The sequence below is a fragment of the Robertmurraya sp. FSL W8-0741 genome (assembly GCF_038004005.1).
Classification (GTDB): domain Bacteria; phylum Bacillota; class Bacilli; order Bacillales; family Cytobacillaceae; genus Robertmurraya; species Robertmurraya siralis.
This window is the reverse complement of sequence record NZ_JBBOQG010000001.1, coordinates 2,570,945-2,586,943: the sequence shown is the minus strand read 5'-3', so window position 1 is coordinate 2,586,943 and position 15,999 is coordinate 2,570,945. Positions and strand designations below refer to the sequence as shown.

The 15,999-nt window shown below is 37.1% G+C and carries 16 protein-coding genes; 8 read left to right on the top strand and 8 right to left on the bottom strand.

Annotated features, from left to right (window positions below):
* Positions 1 to 24: 24 nt before the first annotated feature.
* Positions 25 to 621 carry a 4Fe-4S dicluster domain-containing protein gene (locus tag NST02_RS12525; protein WP_095306206.1) on the bottom strand — a complete coding sequence of 199 codons (597 nt, stop codon included), beginning with the start codon at positions 619 to 621 and terminating at the stop codon, positions 25 to 27.
* 310 nt (positions 622 to 931) lie between these two features.
* On the opposite strand from NST02_RS12525, the gene NST02_RS12520 reads away from it, so the two are divergent.
* Complete coding sequence (locus NST02_RS12520) at positions 932 to 1,534, top strand: SCO family protein (RefSeq protein ID WP_095306207.1); 603 nt, start codon at positions 932 to 934, stop codon at positions 1,532 to 1,534.
* Positions 1,535 to 1,586: 52 nt separating this feature from the next.
* On the opposite strand, the gene NST02_RS12515 is transcribed toward NST02_RS12520, so the two are convergent.
* From NST02_RS12515 to NST02_RS12500, 4 genes are all read right to left on the bottom strand, one after another.
* Positions 1,587 to 1,709: a hypothetical protein gene (locus NST02_RS12515; protein ID WP_263641566.1), complete on the bottom strand. Its 123-nt coding sequence runs from the start codon at positions 1,707 to 1,709 to the stop codon at positions 1,587 to 1,589.
* Positions 1,710 to 1,820: 111 nt separating this feature from the next.
* A complete protein-coding gene (locus tag NST02_RS12510; protein WP_340949097.1) occupies positions 1,821 to 4,196 on the bottom strand; it encodes a penicillin acylase family protein in 2,376 nt (791 codons plus the stop codon).
* Positions 4,197 to 4,917: 721 nt separating this feature from the next.
* Positions 4,918 to 5,379 (bottom strand): hypothetical protein, encoded by a 462-nt coding sequence (locus NST02_RS12505; protein WP_095306209.1) that lies wholly within the window; start codon positions 5,377 to 5,379, stop codon positions 4,918 to 4,920.
* 247 nt (positions 5,380 to 5,626) lie between these two features.
* Positions 5,627 to 5,776: a hypothetical protein gene (locus NST02_RS12500; protein WP_340949096.1), complete on the bottom strand. Its 150-nt coding sequence runs from the start codon at positions 5,774 to 5,776 to the stop codon at positions 5,627 to 5,629.
* 660 nt (positions 5,777 to 6,436) lie between these two features.
* On the opposite strand from NST02_RS12500, the gene NST02_RS12495 reads away from it, so the two are divergent.
* On the top strand, positions 6,437 to 8,056 hold the full coding sequence (locus NST02_RS12495) for an ABC-F family ATP-binding cassette domain-containing protein (protein WP_212933317.1): 1,620 nt from the start codon (positions 6,437 to 6,439) through the stop codon (positions 8,054 to 8,056).
* Positions 8,057 to 8,104: 48 nt separating this feature from the next.
* Here the strand turns inward: NST02_RS12495 and NST02_RS12490 are convergent, their stop codons facing one another.
* Entirely contained in the window at positions 8,105 to 8,737 is a 633-nt protein-coding gene (locus NST02_RS12490; protein ID WP_095306211.1) for an HAD family hydrolase, read from the bottom strand.
* Between the two features lie 262 nt (positions 8,738 to 8,999).
* On the opposite strand from NST02_RS12490, the gene NST02_RS12485 reads away from it, so the two are divergent.
* Together NST02_RS12485 and clpP are read left to right on the top strand one after the other, a co-directional pair.
* Positions 9,000 to 9,683 carry a sigma factor-like helix-turn-helix DNA-binding protein gene (locus NST02_RS12485; protein ID WP_340949094.1) on the top strand — a complete coding sequence of 228 codons (684 nt, stop codon included), beginning with the start codon at positions 9,000 to 9,002 and terminating at the stop codon, positions 9,681 to 9,683.
* A gap of 19 nt (positions 9,684 to 9,702) precedes the next feature.
* Positions 9,703 to 10,281, top strand: a complete 579-nt coding sequence (clpP, locus tag NST02_RS12480) for an ATP-dependent Clp endopeptidase proteolytic subunit ClpP (protein WP_095306213.1) — start codon at positions 9,703 to 9,705, stop codon at positions 10,279 to 10,281.
* 100 nt (positions 10,282 to 10,381) lie between these two features.
* On the opposite strand, the gene NST02_RS12475 is transcribed toward clpP, so the two are convergent.
* Positions 10,382 to 10,519: a YuzL family protein gene (locus NST02_RS12475; RefSeq protein ID WP_095306214.1), complete on the bottom strand. Its 138-nt coding sequence runs from the start codon at positions 10,517 to 10,519 to the stop codon at positions 10,382 to 10,384.
* Positions 10,520 to 10,658: 139 nt separating this feature from the next.
* Between NST02_RS12475 and NST02_RS12470 the strand changes: the two genes are divergently transcribed.
* The 4 genes from NST02_RS12470 to pflA all read left to right on the top strand — a co-directional run bounded on the left by NST02_RS12470 (position 10,659) and on the right by pflA (position 14,998).
* Positions 10,659 to 10,901, top strand: a complete 243-nt coding sequence (locus NST02_RS12470; protein ID WP_340949093.1) for a YkuS family protein — start codon at positions 10,659 to 10,661, stop codon at positions 10,899 to 10,901.
* 216 nt (positions 10,902 to 11,117) lie between these two features.
* On the top strand, positions 11,118 to 11,564 hold the full coding sequence (locus NST02_RS12465; RefSeq protein ID WP_095306216.1) for a hypothetical protein: 447 nt from the start codon (positions 11,118 to 11,120) through the stop codon (positions 11,562 to 11,564).
* A gap of 377 nt (positions 11,565 to 11,941) precedes the next feature.
* Positions 11,942 to 14,167, top strand: a complete 2,226-nt coding sequence (pflB, locus tag NST02_RS12460; RefSeq protein ID WP_095306345.1) for a formate C-acetyltransferase — start codon at positions 11,942 to 11,944, stop codon at positions 14,165 to 14,167.
* Positions 14,168 to 14,263: 96 nt separating this feature from the next.
* Complete coding sequence (gene pflA / locus NST02_RS12455; protein ID WP_095306217.1) at positions 14,264 to 14,998, top strand: pyruvate formate-lyase-activating protein; 735 nt, start codon at positions 14,264 to 14,266, stop codon at positions 14,996 to 14,998.
* 127 nt (positions 14,999 to 15,125) lie between these two features.
* On the opposite strand, the gene nadE is transcribed toward pflA, so the two are convergent.
* On the bottom strand, positions 15,126 to 15,950 hold the full coding sequence (gene nadE / locus NST02_RS12450) for an ammonia-dependent NAD(+) synthetase (protein WP_095306218.1): 825 nt from the start codon (positions 15,948 to 15,950) through the stop codon (positions 15,126 to 15,128).
* Between the last annotated feature and the right edge of the window lie 49 nt (positions 15,951 to 15,999).

Here is a 15,999-nt window from a genome sequence, read left to right as displayed (position 1 = left end):
AGGACATTTTCACCAAAAACCTTATTAAAATAATCCGCTATCTTCACGGGGCTTTACTTTAATTGCTATTGGATTATCGATGACACAACGCTGCTCGCAAATTCCACAGCCAACACATTTTTCTTTATCAATCACGGGTGCAAAAATGGCATGGAGATTATCATCTGGCTTAATATGTATATCTAGCTTAATGGCCTCATCTATTAATGGACACTCTCGATAACAAACTTCACAACGCATTCCCTGGTAAGCAATGCAGCTCTCGGTATCAATAACTGCAACACCGATATCAACATCGTAAACCGTTGAAATTCCTCTTAAAGCATCAGTTGGACACGCGTTCACACATGGAAAATCTTCACAAAGCATACATGGACTTTCTCTGGCAATAAAATACGGAGTTCCCATCCCGAGACCGTGCTTTTCTGTACCCATTTTAATCGAGTCATACGGACAAGCCTGATTGCATTTTCCACACCGAATGCATAATGCCATAAATTCATCCTCATCAGCAGCACCTGGTGGTCTGAGTACCTTTTTGCTACCTCCTTTCATTAAATTCAGTAGCTCATAGGCAATCAATCCGCCTATGCCCCATTTTAATAAGCCGATGCCTTTCATTTACTCACATCCTAAATGATCGGAATTTCCCTACCCACATCTTAATCGCCTAAAATCGCATAATTCCGTGATATATTCCACAAAATGCAAATGTTCACAGTTTCATAACATTTCCGTAACGAAATTGATCCATATTTTGGCTGAAATTATTTACTGAAAATGGAATTAATATTCTTACTGTAAAAACATCTCCGCATGATCCACATTGTCATATAAAACAAGATTGTAAGAACAAGAAAAATAGAAGTTCACAATATATCCATAGTATTTTCCTTATTATTTTCTTATCTTTAATATGGGAGGTTACAAAATGAAGAAAATATATATTTTATGCGGTGTAATCGTAGCTCTTGCCATCACGGCTGGGATATCTTTTTTCCTGATTCGTGACAGTATGGCGAAAATACCTGAGAATATTGATTTAATCACGGCGAACAATGAGGTATACAAATTTTCAGAGTCCGAAAAAAAGCTAAAATTAGTAGAATTTATGTATACAAACTGCCCTGATATTTGTCCTACTACAACCCTTAAAATGAATATGTTAAAAAAAGATTTGCAGGATGCTGGTGTATTTGGTGAAAAGGTCCAATTCATGACAATCACGATTGATCCGTACAAAGACACTCCTGAAGTTCTGCAGCAGTATATGTATAATTTTGATGTAGAAGATGATGGCAATTGGATTTTCCTAACAGGAGATCAAAATAATATTAAAAAAGACCTCAAGGAAATTGAAGAATTAGCAAGTACATTTCAATTTCAATATCGGGACCCTGGAGATGGTTTTTTTATTCATTCTACCTTTGTCTACCTTTTAGACGAGAATAATCGTTACATCAAGAAGTATCCAATGGGAGAAGAATTTAATAGAGAAGATATATTTAAAAAAATCATGCAAAAAGTAAAATAAAGCATTAAAAAGGAAGCGGTCATAAACACCGCTTCCTTTTTATCTCATTCATTCAGTTGCTTGGAGCCGTTTGCTGTTGAAGCATAAGTAGCGTCTTTCTTGGTTTTGTAATGCTAGCTTTTATTCCGGACTTTTTTAAACGATCGACAAGGTCTACTAGCTTCTTTTTATCCATGATAAAATCTCCTTTTACGTTCTTAATTATTTCTATTGTAACGAATAAATATGAATAAACTATGAAAAAATTGAAATATTAATTCGTTTTTTTGGAGCTTTTAAAATGGATTCAATGAGCCTTTGGTTTTAACTTTAAAGTTTCCCCTTCATTATTGTGCAATTTTGTTTCGTGATAGTCTCCAGTAACCCAGTTCTTTAATTGATTCTGATACCATTTATGAAATACATGTCCTGATTGTCCAGGTCCAACGAGATGGTAACCAGTCGTCTGCTTATTCATATCGATTACAAATCTCCAAGACCCCCCGTGATTAACAGTACCATCCTCCCTGAACGCTGCTGCCTGAACAGTAACAGCGCTTCCACCAACTGAAATTGTTCCTTTTTGATTAAACAAAAGATTTAATGGCTTAACAGTTGACAATGGATGGGGAAAATAGATTTGATGGTAATCGCCCCACTGCCATTTTTCCATATTCTTTCCTTGCTGTTCCTCTAAATTCGCTATAACTCGAAGTAAAGACTTTTCCAATACGTTAACGATTCCCTTATGCTCTTCCATCCATGGACCAGGCTTACCCTCAATAGCTCTTCGCAGGAGTTGATCCACTGCCTGACGTTTCCCCCTAAATAAATCAAGTGTTTCTTGAGGAATTTCCTTTTCAAATAGAACTTTTGCGATTTCGTCCATCCATAAATTAAATAGGAGTGGTGCTGCTTGCTCTGGAGAATCGATATAATCCCATTCTTTTAATATTGATAGAGCTTGGGATACCTTGTTATTACTCGATGTTTTTAACAAATCGATAAATGGAGGGACAAACTCCCTCGCTTGAATGTTCAGTTGATCCATTTGTAAATGCATCATATCCTCAGCCTCGATCTGTTCAGTTGATGAGAGCACTTCTTGAATTCTCATTTGCCTATATCCTTGCGCCCAATCATGACTAATATGATACGGATAATCATCCCCAACTACTTTATTATTAGCCGTTGAAATGTACCCATCTTCAGGATTGACAGTGCGTGGTAGCTCATCATATGGAATATAACCTACCCACCCGTATTCATCAGTCCATCCGGGGACAGGCAACAGACCATCCCCTTTTTTACGAATCGGAATTTTTCCATTTGCTTTATAGGCTATCGTTCCATCTGTAGAAGCGAAGACGAAATTTTGTGCAGGTGTATGAAATCCTTCGAGCGCTTTTTCAAATTCTTCCCAGCTTCCAGCTTTATTCATATTAAGTACTGCCTCAAGCTCTGAAGACGGTTCAAGTGCGGTCCATTGTAATGATAAGACCGTTTCTTTCCCACTATCCGCTGCAAATTCCGACACAACCGGTCCATGCCTTGTGACCACCACATCGTATTCTACAGGGTCCTCATCCTTTACTAAAATTTTGTTTTTGATTACCGTTGCTTTTTCCCATTGATCATTATAGAGGAATTCATACGGGTTGTCTGGATTTCTTTTTTCAATGTATAGATCTTGAACATCAGGCCCTGTATTGGTAACTCCCCATGCAATTTGTTCATTATGACCAAGAATAATTCCCGGAATCCCAGCAAAAATAACACCGCTCACATTGACTGTTGGTGCTTCGAGATGCATTTGATACCAAATCGACGGTGTTGATAGTGATAAATGAGGATCGTCTGCAAGTATTGGTTTGCCAGATGCCGTTTTTGTGCCACTAACGACCCAATTATTACTGCCATTATATTCATGAGGAATGACTGCTTGAGCAAAACTATTTTCTATATTTAATTCATCCTTACCGATAATGTAAGGTGCCTCTTCAGGATAAGTCGGAAATAAATCCAATGCCTTTTCTTCTGAGAAATTTTGCAATAGATAATAACGAAACGCTTGACTTTCCCAATGGCCACCTAAGTCAAATGCCATATATTTACCAATCGTTAAAGAGTCGATCGGACTCCAATCTTCCGGCTCATATCCAAGGAGTTTGAATTCGATCGGCCATTTTCCATTCTCACGCAGTTCATCTATATAAAGATTAACCCCTTCAGCAAACTTGGCGAGAACCTGCTTTGCCGTTTCTGAATATTGTTCATATGAGGCTTCTGCCGCTCGTCTTAAGCCTAATGTCAGAAAGTATTTATCGTTATTTAAAGCTGCCTCACCAACCACTTCACTTAGTTGCCCAGATGCTTGACGACGACTTAGATCCATTTGAAATAGGCGGTCCTGCGCTTGGGTATAACCTTGTGCTAAATACAAATCCTCCTCATTGTTCGCATGAATATGCGGTACCCCATGCTCATCGCGAATGACTTCTACTTTTTCTTGTAATCCAGATAGTTGAATCTCCCCTGCGATGGTAGGATGTGCTCTAATAATGTAAGCGTATAGTCCAACCGCTATTATGAATAAGCTTCCAATCAAGATCCCTGCTGACCAGATTAATATTTTTCTTCGCCGTTTTTCCCTTTTAACCTCATTTTGTAAAGTGATCTCCATCCTCTTCCCCCTTTTTTAACCTGCGCTTATCTATAAGCACCATTTTGAAAGCGCTTTTAAATAATATTCTTGATAAAAAGGGAATATCCTCTAGTAATTATTCCAATAGAAACAAAAGAGCTTATGCTTTCTACAAAAGCTTTTAATATCACACTTCTATTTCTCAAACTTAAAATTTTTATTTACGCTTCCTTCGCCGCTGATGTACTCCCATAACAAACCGTCTCAACCTAGAATGTTACACTAACTGGCAAACACATACACCTTAATGGCACGAAACACAAAGAACCGTAGCTTCTGATTCATTTACAGAAGGGAGAATCAAGCTCCAAAGAAAAATTGTTTTTAAATTGCATTTCTTTATTAGGGGCAAAAGAAATCCAAATGGAATTGTCATTAAAATATTTAATAAGTAATTGGTAAGTGATCTCATAAAATTAATAAATGGAACAATATTAATCACGTCTTCCAAGCTTTGTTTACTCATTATATCGGGAAGAAATGTGATTGGAAATTGAGTATATTTTATCAACATACAGATATAGATATAAAACAGAGAAGTAAACAATAAATGTATGGTAGACTTTTTATATTTATATCTCAATATAAGGATCAAACTGATTCCAATCAGGGTACATAAGATAATTATCGGTTCTTCAAAATAAATACGCAATGAAAACACCTCTAAAGAAGGAGAAGGTGGCTCCCTTTTAAAAATCTTTTATGGAGTAGAAATTTTTCCTTCTCCAATCATTTTCCAACCATTATTATCTTTGGTAACTACTAAATAATATTTACCAGATTTTTCATCTAATTTTGTTGGAAATGACTTGCTTATATTTGCCACTCTGTTCTTATTAGCGTCTTTGTCAACATATTGATCAACACAACCATAGCTGGTATCAAATCCTAATTTACTTTTGTATAGACAATACTTCACAGATTCTCCAGGAGGCAATTTTCCAGATGCCCAACTTTCTTTGCTACCATTATAGAATGAATGCCCCTTAATAGTAGCTGTTCCTTTATTTAAACTATGAAAATTTCCATTTTCCTTTCCATCTACTCTATAAATAATGTTATAGTTATAGTTGGAAGAAGTAGCTGCAAATGCCATAACTGGGATAAACATGACTAATAATAATATACTAATTAAACTAATTGATAATATTTTAGTTTTCAAATGTTACTCCCCCATGTATTCTCAATTATTCAGGCCCGAACAAATACTATTATACCTAAATTATGTAAAAAACAACATTTTTTTACATAAAAACCAATATTTATTTTTTCTGTAGTTGAAACTTGTCCTTAACACTTTCATCCAATTTTAAGAGAGCAATATGGAAAACTAGATTAGACCTTTACTCGACATAAAAAAAGAGAGCCGGAAAATTGATTTCAGGGTTTCTTTGATAACTTTTAATTATCTATTCCTTATATTTTGTACGATTTGATTGCTTTCTCAGCTGTAAGTCTTCATTGTAAAAAATGTATCCGCTATAAACTTCTGAAAGATGAATGAAGAGCTCTATATTATCTATTAGTTCAAACACATCTAAAATTTTAACGAGTTTCACAATTATTGCCCTCATCTTCAGCATTCAAAATATGTACCTGAATGAGCTCTCATTAGAGTAAAAATTATTGTGGGCAGGATTTAACCTCTTTATTTGGTGAACATCTAGATCGAAATGATTATTATGACAGAGAGAAAGGTGGATATGTTTTCTTACTTGACGTTATATCTAGAATTTGAAGGGGTTGGTGAATTTAGGCCATTTATATAGAAGTAGCTACGTTAGAGTTGGCCATAACGAAGCCATCTTACTAAAAGGGCAGCCAATACACTTGAAACTCTTTTAGGCTATAGGGTCATGAGTCACGAGGCTATACGTCAGCACCCGTTACAGATTGAAACGATTCAAAAAGAGCGTGAACCATTGCTTTCTCCTTTCTTATTCGTGTCCTGCTCAATTGCGGGGTTTTTTGGGTTGATTGCGGCTGTTTGACCTTAAAGTGCTCACAAATGCTTGACTCAAACTATAAAAACTGTCCCCTTTAACTTTCTCTAGAAATAAGGTACAATACAGCAAGGTACAGTAGTAAAATAACTGTATTTTTATTAATTCAACGTATTTTTAAGCTAAAATGAGCCAAAATGGCATCGTCAAATATAACCTTATCTTAAAAACTAAGAAACGTTGAAATGCTTATAATGCTAATTTGGAGGATCGTAAATGATAACTGTAACGGATGTAAGTTTGCGATATGGTGATCGCAAGCTTTTTGAAGATGTGAATATCAAGTTTACACCTGGAAACTGTTATGGCCTTATCGGGGCGAATGGTGCAGGTAAATCAACTTTTTTAAAAATATTGTCAGGTGAAATTGAAGCACAAACAGGGAGCGTTCATTTAGGCCCTGGTGAAAGGCTTGCTGTTTTAAAGCAGAATCACTTTGAATATGAAGAGGAAGAAGTTTTAAAAGTTGTTATTATGGGGCACACTCGCCTTTATGAAGTCATGCAAGAAAAAGATGCTATTTATATGAAAGCTGATTTCACAGACGAGGATGGGATTAAAGCAGCTGAATTAGAAGGTGAATTTGCCGAGTTAAATGGTTGGGAAGCTGAGTCAGAAGCAGCAATACTTCTTAAAGGACTGGGAATTGAAGAAGAACTTCATACAAAAAAGATGGCTGATTTAACTGGTTCTGAGAAGGTAAAAGTCCTTCTTGCTCAAGCGTTGTTTGGAAAACCAGATGTGTTACTTTTGGATGAACCAACAAACCACTTGGACATTAAAGCCATCCAGTGGCTCGAGGAGTTCCTCATCAACTTCGAAAATACAGTTATTGTCGTATCGCACGACCGTCATTTTTTGAATAAAGTCTGTACTCATATCGCTGATTTAGACTTTGGAAAGATCCAAATTTATGTCGGTAACTATGACTTCTGGTATGAATCAAGCCAATTAGCGCTGCGAATGGCCCAAGACCAAAATAAGAAAAAAGAAGAGAAAATTAAAGAATTGCAGGCTTTCATTGCTCGCTTTAGTGCAAATGCTTCTAAATCGAAACAAGCGACATCACGTAAAAAATTGCTTGATAAAATTCAATTAGATGATATTAGACCTTCTTCCCGCAAATATCCGTATGTTGGTTTTACACCGGATCGCGAAATCGGCAACGATTTATTAAGAGTTGAAGGCATTTCGAAAACAATTGATGGTGTAAAAGTACTTGATAATATTAGCTTCATCATGAATAAGGATGATAAAATCGCCCTTGTTGGAACAAATGAATTAGCCAAAACTACTCTTTTTAAAATACTAATGGGAGAAATGGAACCTGACAGCGGAAGCTTTAAATGGGGAGTCACGACCTCTCAAGCTTATTTTCCAAAGGACAATTCACAATACTTTGAGAACAGTGATCTCACTTTAGTTGATTGGTTGCGCCAATTTTCACCAAATGACCAAAGTGAAAGTTTCTTGCGTGGATTTTTAGGAAGAATGTTGTTCTCTGGGGAAGAAGTTCTCAAAAAAGCAAGCGTCCTATCTGGAGGGGAAAAAGTTCGTTGTATGCTTTCAAAAATGATGTTAAGCGGTGCCAACGTTTTACTTCTAGATGAACCGACGAACCACTTAGATCTTGAGTCCATCACCGCCTTGAATAACGGCTTAATTAACTATAAAGGCTCGATGATCTTCTCTTCCCATGACCATCAGTTTATCCAAACAATTGCCAACCGCATTATTGAATTAACACCAAGGGGAATGGTTGATAAACAAGTGACATATGATGAATATTTGGAAGATGAACAATTGCAAAAGCAAATTGCAGCCATGTATAACTAAAAAAACGGCTTTGCTCCTATCAAGTATAGGTTCAAAGCCGTTTTATGATTAACTTAACTGAATATCGGAAAAATGCTGATAAACACTGACCCGTTTATCGAAGGTAAGAAATTTCGTTACTTCATTTGGGACGATCACTGTTTTTATGCCAGCTTCAATAGCTGCTATACTACCATTCGCAGAATCTTCGATTGCAAGTGTTTCATGAGGCAGAACCTCAAGCTCCTCCATCGCTTTAAGATAAAGTTCTGGATTTGGTTTGACTTCAGATACATCATCCTTCGTTTTTATAACAGAGAAGGAATCTCTAATCTTTACATGTTCTAATATATCTTCAATCCATTTTCGCGGTGAACTCGATGCAATTCCGATCTTCAGATTCATTGATTTCGCCTTTTTTATTAAATCGGCAGCCCCCTCTCTAAGTACAAGCTGGTCTTTTTGTTCCATGATCTTGCTTTTTATCTCCATTTCTAATTCAGTAAAATCAATTGTAGTTTTCGTTTGGGAATGAACATAGGAATATAATGCCTCATCTGTTGTCCCTATTACTTTAGCAAACTCCTCTAATGGTAAATGAACTTCATATTTTTCCAGCAATACGTCTTTATACATTTTATACCACAGCGTCTCTGTATCTACTAAAGTTCCATCAAAATCAAATATGATCGCCTTAATCATTCAGAAAATCCTCCTTGTAATAACATCAAAACACTTTTTCATTTTAACAAACTCCGAACTGGTTTTGAATCGATTGTTTCCATTATACTAAAAAGCATAGGATCTCATTAGTTTTAAATAACATGCGAAGCATCCTTTCTTTTTGAGTCAAATGGATTTGAACATCTTTTTAAGCTGAACTACAAAAAAAAAAATTCTGCCCATATCTTTTTCTTCCCTTATTTCGTTATTAGTCATGAGAGGTGCTAAAGGAGTGAAATGCATGCCAATGAATAGAAGTATTGTGATGAGTGAAAATCAAAAAGAAATGAATGAGTCCTTAAGAAAGCTCTATAATGGGTTACAACCATACTGCCGCTTTTTAACACGAAGCAAATGGGATGGAGATGATCTTGCACAGGAATCTTTAGTGCGAGCTGTGCAAAATTATCCAGTTTCTCAATTACATCCATCCTTACTAAAAAAAATTGCCTTTCACTTTTGGATCGATACGATGCGCAGAAAAAAGATAAACGAGGTTGAATGGATCTGCGATCAGCATAGTGAAGCAAAAGTCGACCCTTCAGCAACCTTGGAGACAGTGCAAAAGCTGCTGGAAAAATTAACACCGAAGCAGGCGGTCATTTTCTTTTTACATGAAGCGTTTTTATTTCGCATCAAAGAAATTGCTGAATTATTAAACATGACGGAAACAGGAATTAAAGCGATTTTATACAGAGCGAGGAGACGTTTGGAAAAGGGAAACACAGCAGAAAATGACCCGAATTCGTTAAGCGAGAAGGATACCTCCGTACTTATCGAATTAATGTGCCAATCTTTATTGGAAGAAGAGCCGCACGTTTTAATCGAACACCTTCCACATCTTCCTATGTTCACTCAAACGGAAGCTCTATTCAGAACGAGGCATTCTAACTCCCCTCTCCATATTTTCAGGATGGCAGCTTAAATTAAGGGAGGAAAATATTTTGACAACCATACCGTACGTCATTGAACAAACGAATCGAGGAGAACGATCTTACGATATCTATTCCCGATTATTAAAAGACCGCATTATCATGATCGGACAGCAAATTGACGATCAATTAGCCACCAGTGTGATTGCACAGCTATTATTTCTTGAATCAGAAAATCCGCAAAAAGATATCTCACTTTATATTAACAGCCCTGGTGGTTCAACTACTGCTGGTTTTGCCATTTTTGATACAATGCAGTTGATAAAACCAGATATTAACACGATTTGCATTGGAATGGCTGCATCCTTTGGAGCAATATTGCTGCTTGCAGGTACAAAAGGAAAAAGATATGCTTTGCCAAACAGCGAAGTAATGATCCATCAACCTCTCGGAGGGGCGCAAGGGCAAGCAACAGAAATCGAGATTTCCGCTAAAAGAATCTTAAAATTAAAAGAACATGTGAATCAGATCATTTCAGAACGCACTGGCCAACCGATAGAAAAGGTTGCCAAAGACAGTGACAGGGACTATTTTATGAACGCCAAAGAAGCACTGGAATACGGGATTATTGATGAAATAATTCAGAAATAGAGCAAAAATAAAAACCACCCGTTATGATCTGCACCGCTAATTGTTAGCTACATTTCTAACCTTTGTGGTGCAGTCATCATCACGGATGGTTTTTTTATCTTTATGAATGACGCTTTTTAGTTTTTTTACGTGCTGAAGATACACTTTTACCGTCGAGTTCAGTATTTGTTGTCCCTTGACCTTCCACTTGACTAGAATTTAAACCAACGGTTGATGGATCTGCTTTCCGTTTTGTCATATACATAACACCTCCATTGTTTACCTTCTCATGTTCAACATTTTTTTATTCGTCAAATTTTTATACCTGACATCAGAGAAGGACGGGTGAATATTTTTTTCCGCTCTAACCCATTCTACTAATTGGAGGAGGTGTGAAGATGGCGAAAATTGGCGTGGAAGATTCTCTAACCAATATTCAAGATGCTCTTCGTGAAAAAGGTTATGATGTTGTTCAACTAAGTCAGGAGTCTGATGCGAGAGGATGCGACTGTTGTGTTGTAACAGGAATGGATTCAAATGTGATGGGCATGAACGATACAATTATCCCAGGTCCTGTTATCGAAGCTAACGGTCTAACCGCAGATGAAGTATGTGAAAAAATAGCAAAAAATCTTAAATAATACAAACGGATAACTAATTAATAGTCTTCACTGGCTGTAGACAAATTCAAAGATTTTCGAGTTTGTCTACGTCTTTTTTTTGTCTTTTTACATGCATTCCCCCTTTCCGATCACTGTTCTCATAAATTTAAAGATAAACGAATCAGTTTTTAGACAAGTTCTCACTACCGTCATGCATATAGTAGTAATGGACAACTTATAAAGGGGGTATCTCCAATGCAATTCATTGTATTGAAAAAACGTTCTATCTTATTATTTGTACTCATTTTTGTAGCAATCGCTGCAGGCTCTATCTGGCTGCTCTTCTCGAAGGAAACAGTCACCACTACTGCTCAAGGAGAACAGCTCAGAGAAATACATCTCGTCACGACTGAATTTAAAACAAAAACAGAAGATGGGAAGGAAATTGAAGCGTACCGATGGGACCCAGGAACCATTTATGTTGGCAAAGATGAAAAAGTCCTGCTTCGGTTATACGGTGTAAACGGCCATGAACATCCTTTTATTATTGAGGGCACAGATATTAAAGGTGTTGTCAAAAAAGGAGAGGAAACAACAGTAGAGCTCCAGCTTAAAGAAGAAGGAGTCTACCGTCTAGTCTGTTTAACCCATCCAGATATGGGTAGCAATGGTCCAATGATTGCCAATATTGTCGTTGATTAGAAATTATGATGGGAGGGAAATGTATTTCTTCTCCCTCTTCTACTCTTCATTGCCTCCTCTTCTTCCCTCCAATTGATTTCATTAAAACTCCATATTTTATTAACTTATATTGTATTTTTAACGTTACAATAATAGTAATGAACTCTATTTTTTATATAACAGCTTCTATAAACCGTTAGAAAGTTATAGTACAGATTCGTATTTTTTCAGTTTGCACAAAATATCAACATAGATGAAATCCTTTTGTTCACAATAAATTCACGAAAATATCATTTGCATGTGATGATATTCACATAAAATCTGTTATACTTTAAATATAGTTAAATTGTATCAACTGTTATATTTACAAATAAAAATGACAGAGGTGTTTTTTTATGATGGAACAGTGGAAAGGATTTGCAAAAGGTAGATGGCAAGAAGAAGTGAATGTACGTGACTTTATTTTAAGGAACTTTACGCCATATGAAGGTGAAGACAGTTTTTTGGAAGGACCAACAGAAGCGACTTCTAAATTATGGGAACAAGTAATGGATTTAACGAAGCAGGAACGTGAAAACGGCGGCGTGCTTGATATGGATACGAAAATCGTATCTACCATTACTTCTCATGGACCAGGATATTTAAATCAAAACTTAGAAAAAATCGTCGGCTTCCAAACAGATAAACCCTTCAAACGCTCTTTACAGCCATTCGGCGGCGTAAGGATGGCTAGCCAAGCTTGCGAATCATACGGTTATGAAATGGATAAGGAAGTAGAAAGAATCTTTACTGACTATCGAAAAACCCATAATCAAGGTGTTTTCGATGCCTATACTGCTGAAATGAGACTTGCTCGTAAAGTAGGAATTATTACCGGTTTACCTGATGCATACGGACGAGGACGTATTATCGGTGACTATCGCCGTGTTGCCCTTTATGGGGTAGACTTCCTAATGGAGCAGAAGTTAAATGATTTTAATAATATGACTTCTGTTATGAGTGAGGACGTGATTAGACAAAGAGAAGAATTATCAGAGCAATATCGCGCCTTAAAAGAATTAAAAGAACTTGCGAAAAGTTACGGTTTTGACATTTCTAAACCTGCTCAAAATGCGACGGAAGCTTTCCAATGGCTCTATTTCGGATATTTAGCAGCTGTAAAAGAGCAAAATGGTGCAGCGATGAGCTTAGGACGAGTGTCTACATTCTTAGATATCTATATCGAAAAGGATTTAGAAAATGGTGTTCTAACTGAACAAGAGGCACAAGAATTAGTCGATCATTTTGTGATGAAGCTACGTCTTGTCAAGTTTGCCCGCACACCTGATTATAATGAATTATTCTCTGGAGATCCTACATGGGTAACAGAATCCATCGGGGGCATGGCAATGGATGGCCGCCCGCTTGTGACAAAGAACTCATTCCGCTTCTTGCACACATTAAGAAACCTTGGTCCTGCTCCAGAACCAAATTTAACTGTATTATGGTCCACTCAGCTTCCTGAGAATTTTAAAAAGTTCTGTTCAAAGGTTTCGATTGAAACAAGTGCGATTCAGTATGAAAACGATGATATTATGCGTCCGGAGTACGGCGATGATTACGGTATTGCATGTTGTGTATCTGCCATGGAAATCGGAAAGCAAATGCAATTTTTCGGAGCCCGTGCCAATTTAGCAAAAGCTCTGCTATACGCCATCAACGGCAACAAAGATGAGAAGCAGAAAGTTCAGGTTGGACCTGCCACTTCCCCAATTACTTCAGAAATTTTAAATTATGAAGAAGTAATGGAAAAATTTGATCAAACGATGGAATGGCTTGCTGGGTTATATATTAATACTCTTAACGTCATCCATTATATGCATGACAAGTACAGTTATGAACGCATTGAAATGGCACTTCATGACACAGAAATTTTACGGACGATGGCAACAGGAATTGCCGGATTAAGTGTTGTTGCCGATTCATTAAGTGCCATTAAATACGCTCAAGTAAAAGTAATTCGCGATGAAAATGGCTTAGCGGTGGATTTTGAAATTGATGGTGATTTCCCTAAATACGGAAATAATGATGACCGTGTTGACAGCATTGCCGTAAATATTGTTGAAAGATTCATGAAGAAATTACGCAAGCACCCTACTTATCGTAATTCTCTTCATACGATGTCTATCCTGACCATTACATCAAATGTCGTTTATGGTAAAAAGACTGGTAACACTCCAGATGGACGTCGCGCTGGCGAGCCATTCGCTCCAGGAGCCAATCCGATGCATGGTCGTGATACAAAGGGCACATTGGCATCCCTTTCATCTGTCGCAAAATTACCATACAGCTATGCGATGGACGGTATCTCAAACACATTCTCCATCGTTCCTAAAGCATTAGGTAAAGAGGATGAGAACCGCGTCAACAACCTTGTTAGCATACTAGATGGGTACGCTGTAAAACAAGGGCATCATTTAAATGTCAACGTCTTTAACAGAGAAACATTATTAGATGCGATGGAACATCCTGAGGAATATCCACAGTTAACCATTCGTGTGTCTGGTTACGCAGTAAACTTTATTAAATTAACAAGAGAACAACAATTAGATGTCATTAATAGAACATTCCACGGTTCTTTGTAAGTAATATTAGAGGAGTTGATTCATAACTCCTCTTTCAAAAATTTTTTAGCATGCGAAAAAATCGTGCTTTCCTAATTTGAAGGGAGATTAATCATCATGAACGGAAACATTCATTCAATCGAAACTTTTGGAACTGTTGATGGGCCAGGGATCCGCTACGTCATTTTCACACAAGGATGCCTTCTTCGCTGCCAGTTTTGCCATAATGCCGATACTTGGGAAATAGGAATTGGTAAGCAAATGTCCGTTTCCGAAATCATCGATGATTTAAAATCCTACTTACCATTCATTGAAGCATCCGGAGGAGGAATTACCGTTTCTGGCGGGGAACCTCTTCTACAAATTCCATTTTTAATCGAATTATTTAAAGAATGTAAAAAATTAGGGATTCATACGACAATCGATTCTTCTGGCGGCTGTTATTCCCATGCAGAACAGTTTCAAACGAATTTACAAGAACTTCTTCAGTATACAGATTTAATTTTGCTGGATTTAAAGCATATCGATAGAAAAAAACATAAAAAACTTACTGGAATGGCAAATGACCATATTCTTGAGTTTGCTAAGTATTTATCGGCTCATGATATACCAGTATGGATTCGGCATGTTCTTGTTCCAACAATCACTGATGATATCGATGACTTAAAACGATTAAGCGAATTTATCGGCACTTTAAAAAATGTGCAAAAAGTCGATGTTCTGCCCTATCATCAGCTTGGTGTCTATAAATGGGAAGCTCTTGGCATGGAGTATCCATTAAAGGATATCAAACCACCTAGTGAGGAAAGTACGGCTTTTGCTCAAAAAATATTGAACGAAAAGCTATCATAATTCAAATATGCCCATTGTCAAAAAAGAAATTGACAATGGGCATTTCTAATACTCTGTCCAGGCTATTTTTGAGGATTGTCAAACAAATTACTACCATTTGTGGTTTACATTCTTAGCTGTTCGCTAATTATTTCCACCAATGATCAAACATTGTTGCAGGGAGCTGCCTTTTATGCTCTGTTAAAAGATAACGCTCTTCTATTTTCTCTGCTACTTCCTCTGCTACTTCTTTTCCTTCTAAATAATCGTCTAATTGATCATACGTGATTCCAAGTTCCGTTTCATCAGCTTGCCCGGGCGTTTGATCAAGTAAATCCGCAGTTGGGATTTTCAAATAAATACTCTCATCAGCACCTAATTCTTTTAAAAGTGCTTTTCCCTGACGTTTTGTCAAACCTGATAATGGCAGTAAATCGGCCCCACCATCGCCGTATTTTGTAAAAAATCCAGTAACAGCCTCCGCCGCATGATCAGTGCCGATAACTAAGAGATTGGCTTGCCCTCCAATCGCGTATTGGGCAATCATTCGCATTCGTGCTTTCACATTTCCTTTGTGATAATCCCTTAATTCTTGCCCACCGACACTTTTATCATATTCAGCTTTGACAGCATCAACCGCATCCTTCACATTAAATGAATATGATTCATCAGGCTGAATAAACCTCAAAGCTTTTTGTGCATCATCTTCGTCCTTTTGCGCACCGTAAGGAAGACGAACAGCTACAAATTTTACAGCAAATCCTTCAGTTCGAAGTTGCTCAACAGCAAGCTGTGCCAAGCGACCAGCTAATGAAGAATCCTGTCCACCACTTATCCCTAACACAAAACCGTTTGCCTTTGTTTTCTTTAGATAATCTTTAAGAAAATGAACTCGTTTTGTAATTTCCTCTTTTGGCTCTATTATTGACTGAACGGATAATTCCTTTATAATTTGCTGCTGTAGCTTTCTCACATGACTCTCCTCCTTATATCATAATTCATGCTTTTTTTAGTACATCGTC

What these genes read in the sequence shown, in the direction of transcription:
- NST02_RS12525 (WP_095306206.1), bottom strand. Translation starts at nt 621, where the DNA reads ATGAAAGGCATCGGCTTATTAAAATGGGGCATAGGCGGATTGATTGCC.
- NST02_RS12520 (WP_095306207.1), top strand. Translation starts at nt 932, where the DNA reads ATGAAGAAAATATATATTTTATGCGGTGTAATCGTAGCTCTTGCCATC.
- NST02_RS12515 (WP_263641566.1), bottom strand. Translation starts at nt 1,709, where the DNA reads ATGGATAAAAAGAAGCTAGTAGACCTTGTCGATCGTTTAAAAAAGTCC.
- NST02_RS12510 (WP_340949097.1), bottom strand. Translation starts at nt 4,196, where the DNA reads ATGGAGATCACTTTACAAAATGAGGTTAAAAGGGAAAAACGGCGAAGA.
- NST02_RS12495 (WP_212933317.1), top strand. Translation starts at nt 6,437, where the DNA reads ATGATAACTGTAACGGATGTAAGTTTGCGATATGGTGATCGCAAGCTT.
- NST02_RS12490 (WP_095306211.1), bottom strand. Translation starts at nt 8,737, where the DNA reads ATGATTAAGGCGATCATATTTGATTTTGATGGAACTTTAGTAGATACA.
- NST02_RS12485 (WP_340949094.1), top strand. Translation starts at nt 9,000, where the DNA reads ATGCCAATGAATAGAAGTATTGTGATGAGTGAAAATCAAAAAGAAATG.
- NST02_RS12475 (WP_095306214.1), bottom strand. Translation starts at nt 10,519, where the DNA reads ATGACAAAACGGAAAGCAGATCCATCAACCGTTGGTTTAAATTCTAGT.
- NST02_RS12470 (WP_340949093.1), top strand. Translation starts at nt 10,659, where the DNA reads ATGGCGAAAATTGGCGTGGAAGATTCTCTAACCAATATTCAAGATGCT.
- NST02_RS12465 (WP_095306216.1), top strand. Translation starts at nt 11,118, where the DNA reads ATGCAATTCATTGTATTGAAAAAACGTTCTATCTTATTATTTGTACTC.
- pflB (WP_095306345.1), top strand. Translation starts at nt 11,942, where the DNA reads ATGGAACAGTGGAAAGGATTTGCAAAAGGTAGATGGCAAGAAGAAGTG.
- pflA (WP_095306217.1), top strand. Translation starts at nt 14,264, where the DNA reads ATGAACGGAAACATTCATTCAATCGAAACTTTTGGAACTGTTGATGGG.